Source organism: Streptomyces sp. NPDC127068 (assembly GCF_042724695.1).
Lineage (GTDB): Bacteria > Actinomycetota > Actinomycetes > Streptomycetales > Streptomycetaceae > Streptomyces.
On the sequence record NZ_JBHXEN010000074.1, the window covers coordinates 16,494 to 33,485 of the forward strand.

The following is a 16,992-nucleotide window of genomic DNA, read 5'->3' on the forward strand; positions in this document are numbered from 1 at the left end:
CCCCCCTCAGGCGTCGGCCGCCCGCGCCGCCGCCCGTCGCTCCACCAGGACCTCCAGGCCCTCCAGGATGCGCTGGAGTCCGAACGCGAAGTGGTCGAAGTCCATGCCGAAGGTGTCTTCGGACAGGCTCGCCATCACGGGGAAGCGTCCGCTCTTCATGATCCCTTCCAGGTAGGGCGCCTGGGCCGCCCAGAAGTCCTGGTCGGTGAGGCCCGTCCGCTTCTCCGCCTCCACGGCGTGGACGTTGGTGCGGGCGACCCCGGACACGTAGCCGTCGACCATGATGATCACGGAGAGCAACTCGGGGTCGGTGAGGCCCATGGGGCGGATGCGGCTGAGTACCCGGTCCATGTTGGTGAGGGTGGCGGGCCCGAGGACGGGGCGCACCTGGTTGACCTGGAGCAGCCAGGGATGGCGCCGGTAGAGGGCGAGCGATTCGCGGGCCATCTCCTCGACGCCCTCCCGCCACGTGCCCGTGGACGAGGCGTCGTCGAGGGCGGGCTCCTCTTGCACCCGGTCGAGCATCAGGTCGAGGAGTTCCGCCTTGCCGGGGATGTACCGGTAGAGCGACATGGTGCCGGTGCCCAGTTCGGTGGAGATCCGTCGCATCGACACGGCGTCCAGGCCCTCTTCGTCGGCGACGCGGATCGCGGTCAGCGCGATGCGGTCGACCGTCAGGCTCGGTTTGGGCCCTCGGCTCGGCCTGCGTTCGGGCTCCCAGAGCAGTTCGAGAGTGCGCTGGATGTCGCCGCTGCCGCTGGTCTCGGTGCTCTCCATGCTGCGCATTTTAGTCTCCCCCCTTTTAAACTGAGTACGCCGTACTCGACATGAGGTACGCTGTACTCAGTTAGCCGGGCGGCACGGTGTCGGAGCCGGGTCGAACGGGCGCGGTCACGGGGTGGAGGGGTCATGAGCACGTACGCGGTACAGGCCGAGGGACTACAGAAGAGGTACGGCGAGAAGCACGCCCTGGCCGGCTTCGACCTCGCGGTCCGACGGGGGACCGTGCACGGACTGCTGGGGCCGAACGGCGCCGGCAAGACCACCGCCGTCCGCATCCTGTCCACGCTGGTCAAGCTGGACGGCGGCCGGGCGACGGTGGCCGGGCTCGACGTACGGGAGAACGCCCGCGCGGTCCGCGCCCGGATCGGGCTGACCGGCCAGTACGCGGCCGTGGACGAGGTGCTGACGGGCCGACAGAACCTGGAGATGTTCGGCCGCCTCTTCCACCTCGGCGGACGCGGCGCCAAGCACCGGGCCACCGAGCTGCTGGAACAGTTCGACCTGGTGGAGGCGGGCGACCGGGGCGTCGACAAGTACAGCGGCGGCATGCGCAGACGGCTCGACCTGGCCGCCTCGATGATCCTCACGCCGGACGTCCTCTTCCTCGACGAGCCCACCACCGGGCTCGACCCGCGCAGCCGCGGCGAGGTCTGGGAGTCGGTGCGCGCCCTGGTGGCCGGCGGCACGACCGTCCTGCTGACCACCCAGTACCTGGAGGAGGCCGACAAGCTGGCCTCCCGGATCACCGTGATCGACCGCGGTCGGGCCATCGCCGACGACACCCCCGACGGGCTGAAGGACACCGTCGGCGGCGACCGCATCGAGGTCGTCGTCGCCGACGGGGCCGACCTGGAGCGCGCGGCGAAGGTCGTGGCCCGGGTCGGTGAGGGGCAGCCGGAGACCGATGCGGCCGAACGCCGGGTGCACGCCCCGGTGACCGACCGGGTGGCCGCGCTCACCGAGGTCGCCCGGACCCTCCAGGACGAGGGCGTCCAGGTCGAGGACATCGGACTGCGCAGGCCCAGCCTCGACGACGTCTTCCTGCGGTTGACGGGACACCGCGTCGAGAAGCAGCAGGAGCCGTCGGCGGCGGGCGCCGAGGGCGACCGGAACGAGCCGAAGGGGGGCGGTCAGCGATGACCACGACCACCGAGAAGCACCGCACGACACCCGCCGCCGCGCCCGTCCCGTCGGGGGGCGGAACGGACGCGGTGGATCACGGACGGCTCTACTGGGTCTTCGCGGACTGCTGGAACGTCGTCCGCCGGGGCCTCACCCACTACCAGCGCCAGCCCGTCAACATCGCCTGGCAGCTCGGCTTCCCGATCCTGTCCGTGCTGCTGTACGGGTACGTGTTCGGCAGCGCGATGACGGTGCCGGGCGGCGGTGACTACCGGGACTTCCTGATGCCCGGCATGTTCGCGATGACGATGACCTTCGGGTTCATCAACACGGCGACCGTCGTGGTCTACGACGCGACCAAGGGCGTCATCGACCGGTTCCGCTCCATGCCGATGGCCCCCTCGGCCGTCGTCGCGGGCCGCGGCGTCACCGATCTGATCGTGGCCTGCGCGGAGCTGACGATCCTGATGCTCACCGCGCTCGCCATGGGGTGGCGGCCCGACGGCGGTCTCGGCGGCGCGGTCGGGGCCTTCGGGCTCCTGCTGCTGCTCCGCTTCAGCCTGATCTGGCTGGGCGTGTGGCTCGGGCTGATGGTGCCGAACCCGGAGGCCGCGGGCGGCCTGTTCGCGGTCGCCTTCCCGCTGACGATGATCTCCAGCATCTTCGTCGCGCCCCAGCTGATGCCCGACTGGCTCGGGCACGTCGCCGCCTGGAACCCCATCTCCTCCACCGTCGCCGCCTCCCGGGAACTGTTCGGGAGCCCCGTCGGCAGCGGTGACTCCTGGGTCGAGCAGAACGCCATGCTGATGGCGGTCGCCTGGCCGCTGGTGCTCACCGCGGTGTTCCTGCCACTGGCCGTGCGCCGCTTCCAGCGGCTCAGCCGCTGACGACCCCGCCCCGCGCCCCCACGCGACTGCGCCTCCTCCCGCTCGGCGGGAGGAGGCGCAGTCGGTGCAGGTGCAGGTGTCAGAGCTGCTCGATGACGTAGTCCACGCAGGCCGTCAGGGCCTCGACGTCCGACGGGTCGATCGCCGGGAACATCGCCACCCGCAGCTGGTTGCGACCCAGCTTGCGGTACGGCTCGGTGTCCACGATGCCGTTGGCGCGCAGCACCTTCGCCACGGCGGAGGCGTCCACCTCGTCCGCGAAGTCGATGGTGCCGATGACCGCGGAGCGCTGCGCCGGGTCCGCCACGAACGGGTTGGCGTACTTGCTGGCCTCGGCCCAGCCGTACAGGGTCCGCGCGGAGGTCACCGTGCGGCGCACCGCCCAGTCCAGACCGCCCTGGCCGTTGATCCAGTCGAGCTGGTCGGCCAGCAGGAACAGGGTCGTCAGCGACGGCGTGTTGTACGTCTGGTTCTTGCGGGAGTTGTCGATCGCCGTCGGCAGCGAGAAGAACTCCGGGATGTGCCGCCCCGAGGCGTGGATGCGCTCGGCGCGCTCGATCGCGGCCGGCGAGAACACCCCGAGCCACAGCCCGCCGTCCGAACCGAAGGACTTCTGCGGCGCGAAGTAGTAGACGTCCGTCTCCCGGACGTCGACCGGCAGGCCGCCCGCGCCGGAGGTCGCGTCGACCAGCACCAGCGCGCCCTCGTCGGCGCCCTCGACCCGCTTCAGCGGCATCGCGACGCCCGTGGAGGTCTCGTTGTGGGTGTACGCGTACACGTCCACGCCCGCCTCGGCGACCGGCAGCGGGTGCGTACCCGGTTCGGACGTCACCAGGGAGGGTTCGCCGAGCCACGGGGCGAGCTTGGCCGCCTTGGCGAACTTCGAGGAGAACTCGCCGAAGGTGAGGTGCTGCGAGCGGGACTCGATGAGCCCGTGGGTCGCGATGTCCCAGAAGGCGGTGGAGCCGCCGTTGCCGAGGATCACCTCGTACCCGTCGGGCAGTTCGAAGAGTCGGCTCACGCCGTCCCGGACCCGGCCGACCAGGTTCTTCACCGGGGCCTGTCGATGGGAGGTGCCGAGCAGTGACGTACCGGTGGCGGCCAGGGCGTCCAGCGCCTCGGTCCGCACCTTGGAGGGGCCCGCGCCGAAACGGCCGTCCGCGGGCTTGATGTCAGCGGGAATCTGGATCTCAGCCACGTGCGGAGCCTAGCCCGTCGCCGAACGCTCCCGGGACGGGTGTCCGGCGGCTGAGACGCGATCTCCGGATCTTGGACGGCCGCCCCGGTGCGCGACGGGCTCCGATCAGCGGCGGCGGGGGCCGATCGCTGCCGCGGGGGTGAAGCGGACCGGGAGCCGGGACACGCCCCGCAGCCACGGGGACGGCCGCCGCGCCAACTCCTGGGGTGCGAGGTCCAGGTCCAGATCGGGCAACCGGTCGAGGAGCACCTCCACCCCCGCCCGCGCCACCACCTCCGCGATCTCCCGCGCCGGGAACGGACAGCGGTGCTCCCCGTGACCGAAGGAGAAGAACGCGTTGTTGCCGCCGGTCAGCGCGGCCCGGTCGGCCCGCACCTCCGGGTCCGAGTTCGCCGCCGCCAGACCCAGGACCACCAGGTCGCCGGCGCGGATGTGCCGCCCCCCGAGCACCGTGTCCCGCGCCGCCCAACGCCCGGGAACGTTCTGCGCGGGCGGGTCCTCCCACAGCACCTCGTTCATCGCCTCGACCACGCTGCGGCGCCCGCCGGACAGGGAGGCCGCGAACCGTTCGTCGGTCAGCATCAGCCGCAGCGAGTTGCCGATCCAGTCGGTGGTGGGCCGGTGCCCCGCGATCAGCATCAGCGTCAGGTCCCGGGCGATCTCCTCCTCGGACGGCCCCGCCGGATCGGCCAGCATCCGCGAGGCCACGTCCTCGCCCGGCTCGCGGCGGCGCTCCGCCACCAGCTCGCCGACCGCCGCCGTGAGCCGCCGCCGTCCGTCCACCGCTCCCTCGCGCCCGCCCGCGACGGCGTTCAGCGCCGCCTCCAGCTCCGGGGCCGACGACTCCGCGAAGCCGAACAGCCGCGCCAGCACCCGTACCGGCAACGGCACCGCGTACTGCCCGATCACATCGGCCCCGCCCCGGGTGCAGAACCCGTCGACCAACGCGTCGGCGAACCGCTCCGCGTGCTCCCGCAGCCGGTACGGGCCCTGCGCGGTGAGCGCGTGCGCGATGACCGCCGCCCGCTCGGTGTGCCGCGGTCCGGTCGTGTGCAGCACGGTGGTGTGCGGGGCGGGCGGGTGCGGGTGGGCGGCGCCCGCGCCGGAGGCGGGTGGGGCGGACGGGGCGTCCCGTCCGACGTCCGGGGGCAGCGGCCAGCCGTCGGGGATCGTGCCCGGCCGGTTCCACAGCCCCGGGTCCCGGCTGAACAGCTGCGGGTCCGCCGTCACCTGGTGCAGCTCGCGGTAGCCGAGGACCAGCCAGGCCGGCACCCCGTCGTCCAGCAGCACGGGCGCCACCGGTCCGTGGGTGCGGCGCAGTTCGTGGTGGAGCGCGGCGCTGGCCCCGGGCTGCCGTAGCCGACCCAGCGGGACCGGGGGCGGCCCCTCGGGGACCGCGGACGTCACGGCGCACCGTCCGGACGCCCGTCGGGCCACGGGCCGTCCGGCGGACCGGCCCAGGACCCGAACCGGGTCGTCAGGAACTCGACGAGGGTGATCAGGACCCGGGCCGCGGACTCCCGCGACCGGGCGTCGCAGTCGATCACCGGAACGTCGGGGTCGAGGTCCAGCGCCTCCCGCAGTTCCCGGGGCGTGTACGGGGGCCCGCCGAAGTCGTTGCGGGCGACGATGAACGGCGTGCCCGACTGCTCCAGCCGGTCGATCGCGTACCAGCAGTCGTCGACGCGTCGGGTGTCCACCAGGACGACCGCGCCCAGCGCCCCGGTGAACAACTGGTCCCACAGGAACCAGAACCGGGGTTGGCCGGGCGCCCCGAACAGGTACAGCACGTGGCGGGGGCCGAGCGTGATGCGGCCGAAGTCGAAGGCGACGGTCGTCTCCGACTTCGCCTTCACCCCGGTGAGGTCGTCCACCTCCTCCCCGGCGGAGGTGAACGTCTCCTCGGTGGTCAGCGGGCGGATCTCGCTCACCGAACGCACGAGGGTGGTCTTGCCGACGCCGAAGCCGCCGACGACCACGATCTTCAGACCGGTCTCGGCGGTCGGCTCCAACGCCGGACGGTCCTCCGGGCCGGTGGCGTCAGGGCCGGTGGCGTGCGGGCCCGGCGGGGTGGTGCCCCGACGGGCGGACGGACGTCTGCGCGCCTGGGATGCTTCAGATCCTTCGGAGTCCAACGAGCACCTGCTCCAGGAGTTCGAAATCGGGAAAGCTCTCACGCGGCACCGGCGGACGGGGGTGCCGTGCGCTGATCCGGCCCGCCGCCAGCAGATCGGACAGCAGCACCCGCGTGATGCTCACCGGGAGCCGCAGGTCCGCCGCGATCTCCACCACCGCCATCGGCAGCCGGCACATCCGCAGGATCGCCGCGTGCTCCGACTGCATCCCGGGACGCGGTTCGGACTCCGCGACGATCAGCGTCACCAGGTCGAGCGGGGTGTCCGCCGGGGACCTGCTGCGTCCGCCGGTGAGCGTGTAGAGCCGATCCGGTACCTCGTCCCGGCCGGCCCGGCTCACTGGCCGGGCGCGGTGCGCGGCCCCTCCGCGGCCCGGGAATCGTCCACCGCGTCGTCCACCGCACGGCCCTGGGGGGCGAGGTGCGCGCCGAGCTGCCCGACGAGTTCGCTCATGTGGTGGCCGACGATCCCGGCCTCCGCGTCCTCGTCGGCGATCACCGCGATGTGGGCGCCCTGCCCGGCCTCCACGATGAACAGCACCCCGCCGTGGAACTCCGCCATCGCCGAGCGCACCCCGCCCCCGCCGTCGCCGAACTCCACGGAGGCGCCGTGCGACAGCGAGTGGATGCCCGCCGCGATGGCCGCGAGCTGGTCGGCCTGGTCCACGGAGAGTTCCGGGGTGCGGCACAGCTTGAGGCCGTCGCGGGACAGCACCAGCGCGTGCCGGGCGCCCGGGGTGCGGGCGAGCAGTCCCTCCAGCAGCCAGGCGAAGGTGTCGTCGACGGTGGTCGTGGCGTCCGACGCGGGGGTCTGGTGCGCCATGCCCGCGTGGTACGTGGCCATCGGGTAGGCCGCGTCGAACGCGTGGAGGGAGTCCGCGCGTTCGGCGTCGTCGGCGGAACTGGTCGGGTGCGAACGGGCGGTGCCGGTCATCGGGTGGTGTCGCCTTCCTGGTGGTGCGGGCCGTCGACCTGGTGCGCCGGTGGCGAGGGCGCCGGGTCGGGGGTCGGGGGAGCGGGGCGCACGGCGGCGCGGAAACTGCTGAATCGGGCCGCGCGGGCGGCGACGTCCACGGGGTCGGCCGCGCCGGGGCGTTCGGCCTCGGCCCGCCGGGCCTCGGGGGCGGGCAGGGTGCGGCCCCGGGGGCGCCGGGGCAACGGCTGCGGCCGGGCGGTGGGCTCCGCCGCGCGGACGGGTGCCGGGTCCCGGTGCTCGGGACCGGGACGGACCTCGGCCGCGCCCGGTTGCCCGTGGGACGGCAGGGGCTCCGCGTCCACGCCGTCCTCCGCCAGGGCGCGGGCGGCGGCGTACGAGAACGACAGCGGGTGCGGCGGTACGGAGGCGGGCTGCGCCGCGTCCGCGGGGGCCAGCTCCGGGCGGCTCCGGTGGGCGGGCTCGGCCGCGACGGGTACGGGGCCGGCCTCGTCACCGGACTCCGGCGCGTACGGGGGCGGTGGGGCGGGCGGGAGGCCCACGTACCGTGCGGGGACCGCGTCCGGCCCGGTCAGCAACTCCCGCGGGACCATCATCACCACACCGGTGCCGCCGCGCGCCGAGGGGCGGAACGACACGGTCAGCCCGTGTTTGCGGGCGAGCCGTCCCACCACCGCAAGGCCGAGCCGGTTGCCGGACAGACCGCCCAGCTCCGCGGAGTCACCGGACACGGCCCGTTCCGCGCGCCGGAGTTGGTGCTCGCTCATCACCAGTCCGCTGTCCTCCACGGAGATGACCGCCCCGGCCGGCACCTCCTCCACGTACACATGGACCTCGGCGTTCGGCGGGGAGAAGTTCGCGGCGTTGTCGAGGAGTTCGGCGAGTGCGTGCATGACGCCCTCGGCGGCGTGGCCGGCGACGGCCGTCTCGCTGGTGGAGTGGAGGTGCACCCGTGGGTACGCGCTGATGCGGCCCATCGCGCCGCGCAGGATCGACTCCATCACGATCGGACGTGCCCAACGGCGGCCGGAGCGCGCGCCGGTGAGCAGCGCGATCGAGTCGGCGAGACGACCGGTCTGGGCGGTGCGGTGGTCGATGTGGAGGAGGTCGGCGAGCACGTTCTCGTCGCCGTGTTCGTCCTCCATGCGGCGCAGGTCGGCGAGGGTGCCGGTGGCCAGTGCCTGGAGTCGCCCGGCGGCGTTCGCGCAGGCGGCGAGGGTGGCGGCCCGGTCGGTGGCGGCGCGGTCGGCCAGCTCGGCGAGGCGGTCCGTCTCCGCGGCCAGCCGCTCGCGCTCACGGGTGAGTTCACCGTGCAGCCGGTCCCGTTCCGCGGCGAGCGCGGCGGCTGCGCGCGCCTGCTCGGTGCGGAGTTCCGCCCCGTGCCGCGCGCGTTCGCCGGCGAGGTCGTCGGCGAGGGTGGTGGCCTCGTCGTGGGCCCGGTCCGTCTCGGCCCTCGCCGCGGCGAGGTGGGCGCGCAACACGGCTGCGGTGCGCAGGGCGTGGTGGACGAGTGCGAGGGCGACGGCAAGCAGCAGGGCGCCCGCCGCTGCGCCGCCCAGGGCGACCGTGCCCCGGGCGTCGGCCGGTGCGGTCCGGGCGGCGACGACCGCGGCGGCTGCGGCGAGCAGCAGGGCGAGCAGCCCGCACAGGGCGGAGACGAGCGGCCGGGGCCGCGCGGGCGCCACGGGGCCGGGGGCGGTGGTGCCGACCGGGGGAGCGGGGCGGGACGGCCGGTACGGGACGGGGTGGGCCGCGAGGGCCGGAGTGGGGGCGTCGTCGGCGACGGGCGTCGAAGGGGCGGGTGTCGACGAGGTGGGTGTCGACGGGGTGGGTCCGGGGCGCCCCGGCGTGCGCCGGGGCGTGGATATCCGGGGGGTCGAGGGCGGTCGGGCGGCGGGGAAATGGCTGCTGGGCGCGGTGGCTCCTTGGTCGGAGGGGCCGGGGGCGGTGGGGCGCGAGGCGCTGGCCGGGGCGGACGGGACACCACCGGAGGAGGGTGCGGGGTGCGGCGCGGGGGTCGGGGGCCGGGGGCCGGACGCTGCGGGTGGTGGGGGCGCGTCGGTGCGCGCGGACGTCGGGGTGCGGGGACGGGGCTGCGCCGCGGCCGTGCGGTGCCGGTCGGTCGCGGGCGCGGGGCGCGGCTGGTCGGTCGCGGGACGCGCGTGCGGCGGGGGCGCGGTCATCAATCGTGTCCTCGGGTCATGTCCTCGGTGGGCGAGTCCACGGGCTGGTCAGTGGGGGTGGTGCGGGTGGCGCGTGCGCTGGGGGGACGAGGGGCGGATGGGCCTGGGGGCGCCGGTGCCTCCGCGGGAGTCCGCCACCGGTGTGCGCCACGGGCGGGCGCCCCGGGTGTGGGCGTCGCCCGGGGGGCGTCCCCAGCGGGTCTGGCCCCGAGGTGGTGGGCCGCTGGGGCGGGTGAGGAGCGGGCCGGAGTGTCCCGCTGCCCCGGAAGGAAACACGGTCCGCTCAACTTGCCGTCACTATAGGAGAGTTCCGGATCGGATTGGGAAGATTCGACCGGCGCAATACGGGATTTCCCGGGGCCGGGTCAGCGAATTGGTCTGCACCACAGTCGCCCTTGTGGGGTTCTTGTGTGCGTCATGAGCGAACCGTGGGGTGAGGGTGATGTCCCGGTGGCGGGGTCCGCCGAACATTTCCCCGTCGTTCACCGGTCGTACGGCCGTGGTCAGCCGCACGTCCCGCCTCGCCACGGCGGTCGTGCCGCCGCTTCGCTCACCTCTCACCGTGCCACCCCCGTCCCACTCGTTTCCTCCGTAGCTTGTTTCTCTTCCGTTTCTCGCTATCCCTCCCCCTCCCCATCCGGCGGCTCTGTCATGCGGGACATACCGACCGCCTCGTATACGGCGATCGGATTCCCCGTCCGGACCGAAGTGGACGGCCCGACTACGTACATGGCCGTTGGCACGTCGTGCCATTCCCCGGAACGGCCCGATTCTCCGAAGTGCGGCGCCCTCCGGTCCGTGCGTCGACCCGCCTCCCCCGCCCGGGAAGTCCGGCGGGGGATGCTGGAGCCATGACGGATCACGGCACCGGGACCGAACCCGACGGCCTGAGGGCGGCGCTGCGCGCGGAGGTGGCCGGCGAGGTCGACTTCGGAACCACCGCGCGCGCCCTGACCACGATGGACGCGTCCAACTACCGTCGGGTGCCGCTGGGCGTGGTCGCGCCCAGGGACGCGGACGACGTCGTCGCGGCGCTCACGGTCTGCCGGGAGTACGGGGTGCCGCTGGTCGCCCGGGGCGGCGGCACCTCGATCGCGGGCCAGGCCACCGGCACGGGCGTGGTCCTCGACTTCACCCGGCACATGAACCGGGTCCTGGCGCTCGACCCGGCGGGGCGCACCGCCACCGTGCAACCCGGTCTGGTCCTCGACCGGCTCCAGGAGGCCGCCGCACCGCACGGGTTGGCGTTCGGGCCCGACCCGTCCACCCACGGCCGCTGCACCGTCGGCGGGATGATCGGCAACAACGCCTGCGGGTCGCACTCGGTGGCCTGGGGCACCACCGCCGACAACGTCACCGCCCTGACGGCCGCCCTCTGCACCGCCCCTGGCCCTGCACCCGGCCTCAGCCGGCTCGGGCGTGACTGGGCCGGCGCGCCCGCCGGCCTGCGCCCCCTCGTGGAGTCGCACCTCGCCCTGCTGCGCACCGGCTTCCCCGCCCTGCCCCGCCGCATCTCCGGTTACGCCCTCGATGCGCTGCTCCCGGAGAACGGGGCCGACGTGGCCCGGGCGTTCTGCGGTTCCGAGGGCACCCTGGGGCTGCTCACCGAGGCCACCGTACGGCTGGTGGAAACCCCGGCGGCCCGGGCGCTCGCGGTCCTCGGTTACGCCGACGAGGGCGCCGCCGCGGACGCCGCACCGGGTCTGTTGCCACACGCCCCGCTCACCGTCGAGGGCATGGCGGCGGACCTGGTGCCCCGCGCCGCGGTGGACGGGCTGCCCCGGGGCGCGGCCTGGCTGTTCGTGGAGACCGGCGGCGAGACGCGGGCCGCGGCACGGGCGGCGGCCGACCGGATCGTGCGCGCCGCCGACGCGCTCGACGCCCGGGTGGTCACCGACCCGGGCGCCGCGCGGGCGTTGTGGCGCATCCGGGAGGACGCGGCCGGCACGGCGACCCGGATGCCGGACGGCTCCGAGGCGTGGCCCGGATGGGAGGACTGCGCGGTGCCCCCGGCCCGACTCGGCGCGTACTTGCGGGAGTTCCGGGGGCTGCTGTCCGCGCACGGGCTGCGCGGCGCCCCGTACGGGCACTTCGGCGACGGCTGCGTACACGTACGGATCGACTTCGACCTGGTCACCCCGGAGGGCATCGCCCGCTTCCGGACCTTCTCCCAGGCGCTGGCCGACCTGGTCGTGGCGCACGGCGGCTCGCTGTCCGGGGAGCACGGCGACGGCATGGCCCGCGCCGAACTGCTGCCACGGATGTACGGGGCCGAACTGACCGCCCTGTTCGCACGGGTGAAAGCGGTGTGGGACCCGCCCGGCCTGCTCAACCCGGGGGTACTGGTCCACCCGGCGCGGCTCGACGAGAACCTGCGGTTCGGGGTGCTGCCCCGCGCACCGGTCCCGGTGGAGTTCGGCTACCCGCAGGACGGCGGGGACTTCGCCGCGGCGGTCCGCCGCTGCGTCGGCGTCGCCAAGTGCCGGACGACGACACCGGGTCAGGACGTGATGTGCCCCTCGTTCCGGGCCACCGGCGAGGAGGAGCACTCCACCCGCGGCCGGGCCCGGCTGCTGCACGAGATGCTGGCCGGCCGGGCGGGCGCGCCCGATGCGGTCGTCAGGGACGGTTGGCGGTCGACGGAGGTGCGCGACGCGCTGGACCTGTGCCTGTCCTGCAAGGGCTGCCGGTCGGACTGCCCGGTCGGCGTCGACATGGCCACGTACAAGGCGGAGTTCCTGCACCACCACTACGCCGGTCGGGTCCGGCCCGCCGCGCACTACGCGATGGGCCGCCTCCCGCGGTGGCTGCGGCTGGCGGCGGCCACCCGGACCGCCCCGCTGGTGAACGCGTTGGCGGGCCACCGGCGGTGGGCGGCACTCGGCAAGCGGTTGGCCGGCGTGGCGCCGGAACGGGAGCTGCCCCGCCTCGCGACGGAGCCGTTCAGCCGCTGGTTCGCCCGCCGCCCGGTACCCCCGGGCACCCGCATCCTCTCCTCCGACCAGGTCGCGTTCCTGTGGCCGGACACCTTCACCGAGCACCTGGCGCCCGGGGTGGGCCGGGCGGCGGTCCGGGTGCTGGAGGCGGCGGGGCAGGTGGTCCAGCTGTCCCCGCCGGGGGTGTGCTGCGGGCTGACGTACGTCTCCACCGGCCAACTCGACCTGGCCCGCAGGGTCATGACCCGCACCCTGGACCTCCTGGACGCGGACGTCGGCCCGGGCACCCCGGTCACCGTCCTGGAGCCGAGCTGCGCGGCGACCCTGCGCACCGACCTCCCCGAACTGCTCCCCGACGACCCGCGGGCCACCGAACTCGCCGGCGCCGTCCGGACGTTCGCCGAGACGCTGGAGGCCCGGGCGCCCGACTGGCGGCCACCCCGGCTGGACCGGCCGGTCGTCGGCCAGACCCACTGCCACCAGCACGCCGTCCTCGGTGACGCCGCCGACCGCAGGCTGCGCGAGGCGGCCGGACTCACCGGGACGCTCAGCGGCGGCTGCTGCGGTCTCGCCGGCAACTTCGGCTTCGAGCGGGGCCGCGGCCACTACGAGGTGTCGGTGCGGTGCGCCGAGGACCAGTTGCTGCCCTCGGTGCGGTCGGCGCCGACCGACGCGGTGGTCCTGGCGGACGGCTACTCCTGCCGCACCCAGCTCGACCAGCTCGCGGGGGTGCGGGGCCGACACCTGGCCGAGATCCTGGCGGACGCACTGCCGCCGCGCCCGTGAACCGACCGAGGAGCCGACGCATGACCGACCGTCCGACCGTCACCGAGGAGCAGTGGCGCTGGACATGCTCGTCGGTGACCTCCAGCGGGTGATCGAGTACCCGGAGCGCGGGTTCGCCATCGCGCAGGAGGTGCCGGCGGACGTGCGGGAGGCGTACGAGGCCCTCGTCCGGGACGGGTTCACCAGCCGCCTGATCGAGCGCTGACCGGCGCACCGGCGGTCACTCGGGGCGCTGGGCGACGACCTCCCGGGCCAGCGCCAACAGCTCCCGTACCGGCGGCCCGTCCGCACCGGCGCGCCAGGCGAGGAACACCGGGACGGGCGGCGCATCGACCAACGGGACGTAGGCGACGCCCTGGTGGGGGTGCATGTCCGCGGTCCCGGTGGCCGAGACGCCGACCGCCCGGTCGGCGGCGATGGCGCTCAGCCAGTCGTCGGTGTTGGCGACCGTGATCACCGAGCCGGGGCGGATCGCGTCGGGCCACAGGTCCAGGGACGTCATCCCGGAGACGGTGTTCAGGGCGATCGTCCGGTCCGTGAGGTCGGCGAGCCGCAGTTCGTCCCGTCCGGCCAGCGGCCCGTCCGAGGGCACCGCGGCGACCTGGCCCTCCTCGTACAGGCGGGTCCACTCCAGGCCGGGCGCCCGCACCGGCCCCCGCAGGAACGACGCGTCGACCAGCCCCCGGGTCAGCCCCGCGGTGCGGTCGTCGATCCGCAGCAGCTCCAGGGGCGTGTCCGGGTGGTCGGTGCGCCACCGCCGCAGCAGCGGGGTCGTGTACGGGCCGAGGGCCGACCAGGGGTGGCCCACCCGCAGGGGGCGCGGGGCGCCGCGCCCGGCCGTGAGGGCGTCCTCGAAGGCGGTCACCGCGGCCCGCGCCCGGTCCCGGAAGGCGCGGCCCCGGGCGGTCAGGGCGAGGTGGTGCGTCGAACGGTCGACGAGCCGCACGCCGAGCGCGTCCTCAAGGGCCGCGAGGGTGCGGGACACGGCGGGCTGGGTGAGCCGTAGCCGGGTGGCCGCACGGGTGATGCTGCCCTCCTCGGCGATGGCGAGGAAGCAGCGCAGATGCCGGACCTCCAGGGTGCGCAGGCTGCCGGGGCGGCCCGTTCCGGCACCGTCTCCGGAGTCCTCGGGGCGTGTTCCCCCGCTGCGGTCAGCGCTCATGCCTGTGAAGCATAAGCGGGGACCGATCGGCATTTCACGGGCACGCGCGGGGCGCCTAGCGTGGGGCGGAGGATCGGCGGGACGGACCGTCCCCGTTCGGTGCGGTCGGCCCGTTCGGCCCGGTCGGGGCCCGGACAAACGAGTGTCGCGCCACCCATGGGTGCACTATGGTGCACTGGACAGTTCATTGTGATGATCTATGGAGGGAGTCCCGTGGACGTCCTGCCCGCCCGCGGAGCCGCCGACGGAAGCCCGGCTGCTGCGACCACCTCCGGCGCCGTGCCCGGCACCCCCGGTTCCGAGGGTGCCACGCCTCCCGAGCCCGGCGGCCTCGCCGCTCGCTTCGGCTCCTTCGGCCCGGTCGGGCTGGTCCTCGCCGGCGGGATCTCCGTCCAGTTCGGCGCCGCCCTCGCGGTCGGGCTGATGCCCCGCGCGGGCGTGTTCGGCGTGGTCACCCTGCGCCTGGTCGTCGCGGCGCTGATCCTCGCCGCGGTGTGCCGCCCCCGGCTGCGCGGGCACTCCCGCGCCGACTGGGGCACGGTCATCGCCTTCGCCGTGGCGCTCGCCGGCATGAACGCCCTCTTCTACCAGGCCGCCGCCCGCATCCCCATCGGCGCCGCCGTCACCCTGGAGGTGCTGGGCCCGCTGGCCCTCTCGGTGATCGCCTCCCGCCGACTGGTCAACCTGCTGTGGGCGGGCCTCGCGCTCGCCGGGGTGTTCCTGCTCAGCGGCGGCGGCTTCGGCACCCTCGACCCGGTCGGCATGGTCTACGCCCTCGCGGCGGGCGTGATGTGGGCGGCGTACATCGTCTTCTCCGCCCGCACCGGCCGTCGCTTCCCCAAGGCCGACGGGCTCGCCCTCGCGATGCTCGTCGCGTCCGTGCTGATCCTGCCGTTCGGGATCGTCGACTCCGGCGCGAAACTGCTCGACCCGTCGATCCTGCTCCTGGGGTCGGCCATCGCCGTACTGTCCTCGGTGCTCCCGTACACGCTGGAACTCCTCGCGCTGCGCCGGCTGCCCGCCTCCACCTTCGCCGTCCTGATGAGCCTCGAACCCGCGATCGCCGCGGCGGCCGGCTTCCTCGTCCTCAGCCAGACCCTGACGGTGTCCCAGTCGGCGGCCATCGCCCTGGTCATCGCGGCGAGCGTGGGTGCGGTGCGCACCCAGGTGGGGCGCGGGAAGGGGCGCGCGACCCGGGCCGACGGTTCGCGACGCTGGTCCCGGATCGTCCGCACGTCACGGCCCGCCGAGCCGCGGTCCGCGGAGCCTGGGTCCGCGGAGCCTGGGTCCGTCGAGCCGCAGTCCGCCGAGCCGCAGCCTGCTGAGCTGCGGCCCGCCGACTCACGGCCCGCCCAGGGCTGAGCGGGCCCGTCGATCCGCTGGAACGCGCTCACCCGCTGGAACGCCCCACCCGCCGGGACGCCCGGCCGCTGGAACGTCCGGCCGCTGGAACGTCCCGGCCGAATACGCCGGACGAGTGGACCCGGAGTGCGCCCCGGGGACACCCGCCGCCCCCTGTGACCCACGGCACCTCCGGAGCGACCCGCTCCGCAGTACGCTGGCGACATGTCTCCGCTCGTACGCCGTCGCCACGTGGACTACGTCCGGGTCACCAGCACGAGCTGTCGGTCCTCCGCCTGACTCCGGCCCCCATCAGCTCAGGCAGCCGGTGCTCGCCCCACCCCGGCGCAGCCCCGTGCCGTACCCCAGCGGACACACCATGACGCACTTCCCCCGGCCCGTTCCCCCGACCCACCCGTCGACCGGAGCCACGGCGCCGCACGCACACCAGCTGACCGACCTCCCCGTCATCGACCTCGCCGCAGCGGACCGCGGCCCACAGGCCCGCGCCCTGCTGCACGCACAACTCCACGACGCGGCCCACCGCGTCGGCTTCTTCCAACTCGTCGGACACGGGATCACCGAGGCCCGCACCACCGCACTCACCTCCGCCGTGCGCCGGTTCTTCGCCCTCCCGGAGGCCGAGCGCCGCGCCCTCGACATCGTCAACTCGCCCCACTTCCGCGGCTACACCCGTACCGGAGACGAACGCACCGGGGGCAGTCGGGACTGGCGCGACCAACTCGACATCGGGGCGGAACGATCCGTCCGCGCACCCGCCCCCGAGCAGCCCGCGTACTGGTGGCTCCAGGGCCCCAACCAATGGCCCGACGCCCTGCCCGAGCTGCGGACCCTCGCCCTGGCCTGGATGTCCCACCTCGGGGCCGTCGCGGACCGGCTGCTCCGGGAACTGCTCACCGCCGTCGGAGCGCCGCCCGACTTCTACGCCCCCGCCTTCGGGCCGGACGCCCACCCGCAGCTGAAGCTGGTCCGCTACCCCGGCAGCGCCGACGACGGCACCGACCAGGGAGTCGGCGCCCACAAGGACTACGGGTTCCTCACCCTGCTGCTCCAGGACGAGGTCGGCGGGCTCCAGGTCCAGCGCGAGGACGGCGCCTTCCACGACGTGCCGCCCATGCCGGGCGCCTTCGTCGTCAACCTCGGCGAACTCCTGGAAGTCGCCACCGACGGTTACCTGGTGGCCACCCGCCACCGCGTGGTCAGCCCGCCCGGCGCCACGGAACGCTACTCCGTCCCGTACTTCCACAATCCGCGACTGGACGCCCGGATCGACCCGCTGCCGTTCCCGTACGCACCCTTCGCGCCCGGGGTGACGAGCGACCCGGCCAACCCGCTGCACGCCGAGTTCGGCCGCAACGAGTGGAAGGGCAAGCTGCGCGCCCACCCCCAGGTCGTCACCCGGCACCACACCGGGCTCCTGGTCCCCGCGTAGGGCCGCCGGAAGAGGACTCCGCGCGTTCCGAGGCACACGCGTTCCGAGGCACTCAGTGCCTCGGAACGCGTGT

General features: G+C 74.5%; 13 protein-coding genes and 1 pseudogene. 6 read left to right on the forward strand and 8 right to left on the reverse strand.

Annotated elements, in window-relative coordinates; genetic code table 11:
- Positions 1 to 6: 6 nt before the first annotated feature.
- Positions 7 to 777, reverse strand: a complete 771-nt coding sequence (locus tag ACFWIA_RS32130; RefSeq protein ID WP_387010780.1) for a TetR/AcrR family transcriptional regulator — start codon at positions 775 to 777, stop codon at positions 7 to 9.
- Positions 778 to 909: 132 nt separating this feature from the next.
- Between ACFWIA_RS32130 and ACFWIA_RS32135 the strand changes: the two genes are divergently transcribed.
- Together ACFWIA_RS32135 and ACFWIA_RS32140 are read left to right on the forward strand one after the other, a co-directional pair.
- Positions 910 to 1,923, forward strand: a complete 1,014-nt coding sequence (locus tag ACFWIA_RS32135) for an ATP-binding cassette domain-containing protein (protein WP_387010781.1) — start codon at positions 910 to 912, stop codon at positions 1,921 to 1,923.
- Positions 1,920 to 2,792, forward strand: a complete 873-nt coding sequence (locus ACFWIA_RS32140; protein WP_387010782.1) for an ABC transporter permease — start codon at positions 1,920 to 1,922, stop codon at positions 2,790 to 2,792. Before ACFWIA_RS32135 ends, ACFWIA_RS32140 begins: the two co-directional genes overlap by 4 nt.
- Positions 2,793 to 2,871: 79 nt before the next feature.
- On the opposite strand, the gene serC is transcribed toward ACFWIA_RS32140, so the two are convergent.
- The 6 genes from serC to ACFWIA_RS32170 form a co-directional block, all read right to left on the reverse strand.
- A complete protein-coding gene (serC, locus tag ACFWIA_RS32145) occupies positions 2,872 to 3,990 on the reverse strand; it encodes a phosphoserine transaminase (protein ID WP_387010783.1) in 1,119 nt (372 codons plus the stop codon).
- Between the two features lie 105 nt (positions 3,991 to 4,095).
- Positions 4,096 to 5,397 carry a cytochrome P450 gene (locus ACFWIA_RS32150; protein WP_387010784.1) on the reverse strand — a complete coding sequence of 434 codons (1,302 nt, stop codon included), beginning with the start codon at positions 5,395 to 5,397 and terminating at the stop codon, positions 4,096 to 4,098.
- Entirely contained in the window at positions 5,394 to 6,002 is a 609-nt protein-coding gene (locus ACFWIA_RS32155) for an ATP/GTP-binding protein (RefSeq protein ID WP_387010785.1), read from the reverse strand. Before ACFWIA_RS32155 ends, ACFWIA_RS32150 begins: the two co-directional genes overlap by 4 nt.
- A 103-nt stretch (positions 6,003 to 6,105) precedes the next feature.
- A complete protein-coding gene (locus ACFWIA_RS32160; protein WP_387010786.1) occupies positions 6,106 to 6,465 on the reverse strand; it encodes a DUF742 domain-containing protein in 360 nt (119 codons plus the stop codon).
- Positions 6,462 to 6,947, reverse strand: coding sequence for a roadblock/LC7 domain-containing protein (locus ACFWIA_RS32165; RefSeq protein WP_387010791.1), 486 nt, complete (start codon positions 6,945 to 6,947; stop codon positions 6,462 to 6,464). Before ACFWIA_RS32165 ends, ACFWIA_RS32160 begins: the two co-directional genes overlap by 4 nt.
- A 107-nt stretch (positions 6,948 to 7,054) precedes the next feature.
- Complete coding sequence (locus ACFWIA_RS32170; protein ID WP_387010787.1) at positions 7,055 to 9,241, reverse strand: ATP-binding protein; 2,187 nt, start codon at positions 9,239 to 9,241, stop codon at positions 7,055 to 7,057.
- An 851-nt stretch (positions 9,242 to 10,092) separates the two neighbouring features.
- On the opposite strand from ACFWIA_RS32170, the gene ACFWIA_RS32175 reads away from it, so the two are divergent.
- Both ACFWIA_RS32175 and ACFWIA_RS32180 read left to right on the forward strand, forming a co-directional pair.
- Positions 10,093 to 12,963 carry an FAD-binding and (Fe-S)-binding domain-containing protein gene (locus ACFWIA_RS32175; RefSeq protein WP_387010788.1) on the forward strand — a complete coding sequence of 957 codons (2,871 nt, stop codon included), beginning with the start codon at positions 10,093 to 10,095 and terminating at the stop codon, positions 12,961 to 12,963.
- A 52-nt stretch (positions 12,964 to 13,015) separates the two neighbouring features.
- Positions 13,016 to 13,168 (forward strand): annotated as a pseudogene (locus ACFWIA_RS32180) (YdcF family protein); the annotation flags it as partial.
- Between the two features lie 15 nt (positions 13,169 to 13,183).
- Here the strand turns inward: ACFWIA_RS32180 and ACFWIA_RS32185 are convergent.
- Positions 13,184 to 14,125, reverse strand: a complete 942-nt coding sequence (locus tag ACFWIA_RS32185; protein ID WP_387010789.1) for a LysR family transcriptional regulator — start codon at positions 14,123 to 14,125, stop codon at positions 13,184 to 13,186.
- 279 nt (positions 14,126 to 14,404) lie between these two features.
- Between ACFWIA_RS32185 and ACFWIA_RS32190 the strand changes: the two genes are divergently transcribed.
- Both ACFWIA_RS32190 and ACFWIA_RS32195 read left to right on the forward strand, forming a co-directional pair.
- Entirely contained in the window at positions 14,405 to 15,487 is a 1,083-nt protein-coding gene (locus tag ACFWIA_RS32190; RefSeq protein ID WP_387010792.1) for a DMT family transporter, read from the forward strand.
- Positions 15,488 to 15,845: 358 nt separating this feature from the next.
- Complete coding sequence (locus ACFWIA_RS32195; RefSeq protein ID WP_387010790.1) at positions 15,846 to 16,919, forward strand: isopenicillin N synthase family dioxygenase; 1,074 nt, start codon at positions 15,846 to 15,848, stop codon at positions 16,917 to 16,919.
- Positions 16,920 to 16,992 lie beyond the last annotated feature (73 nt).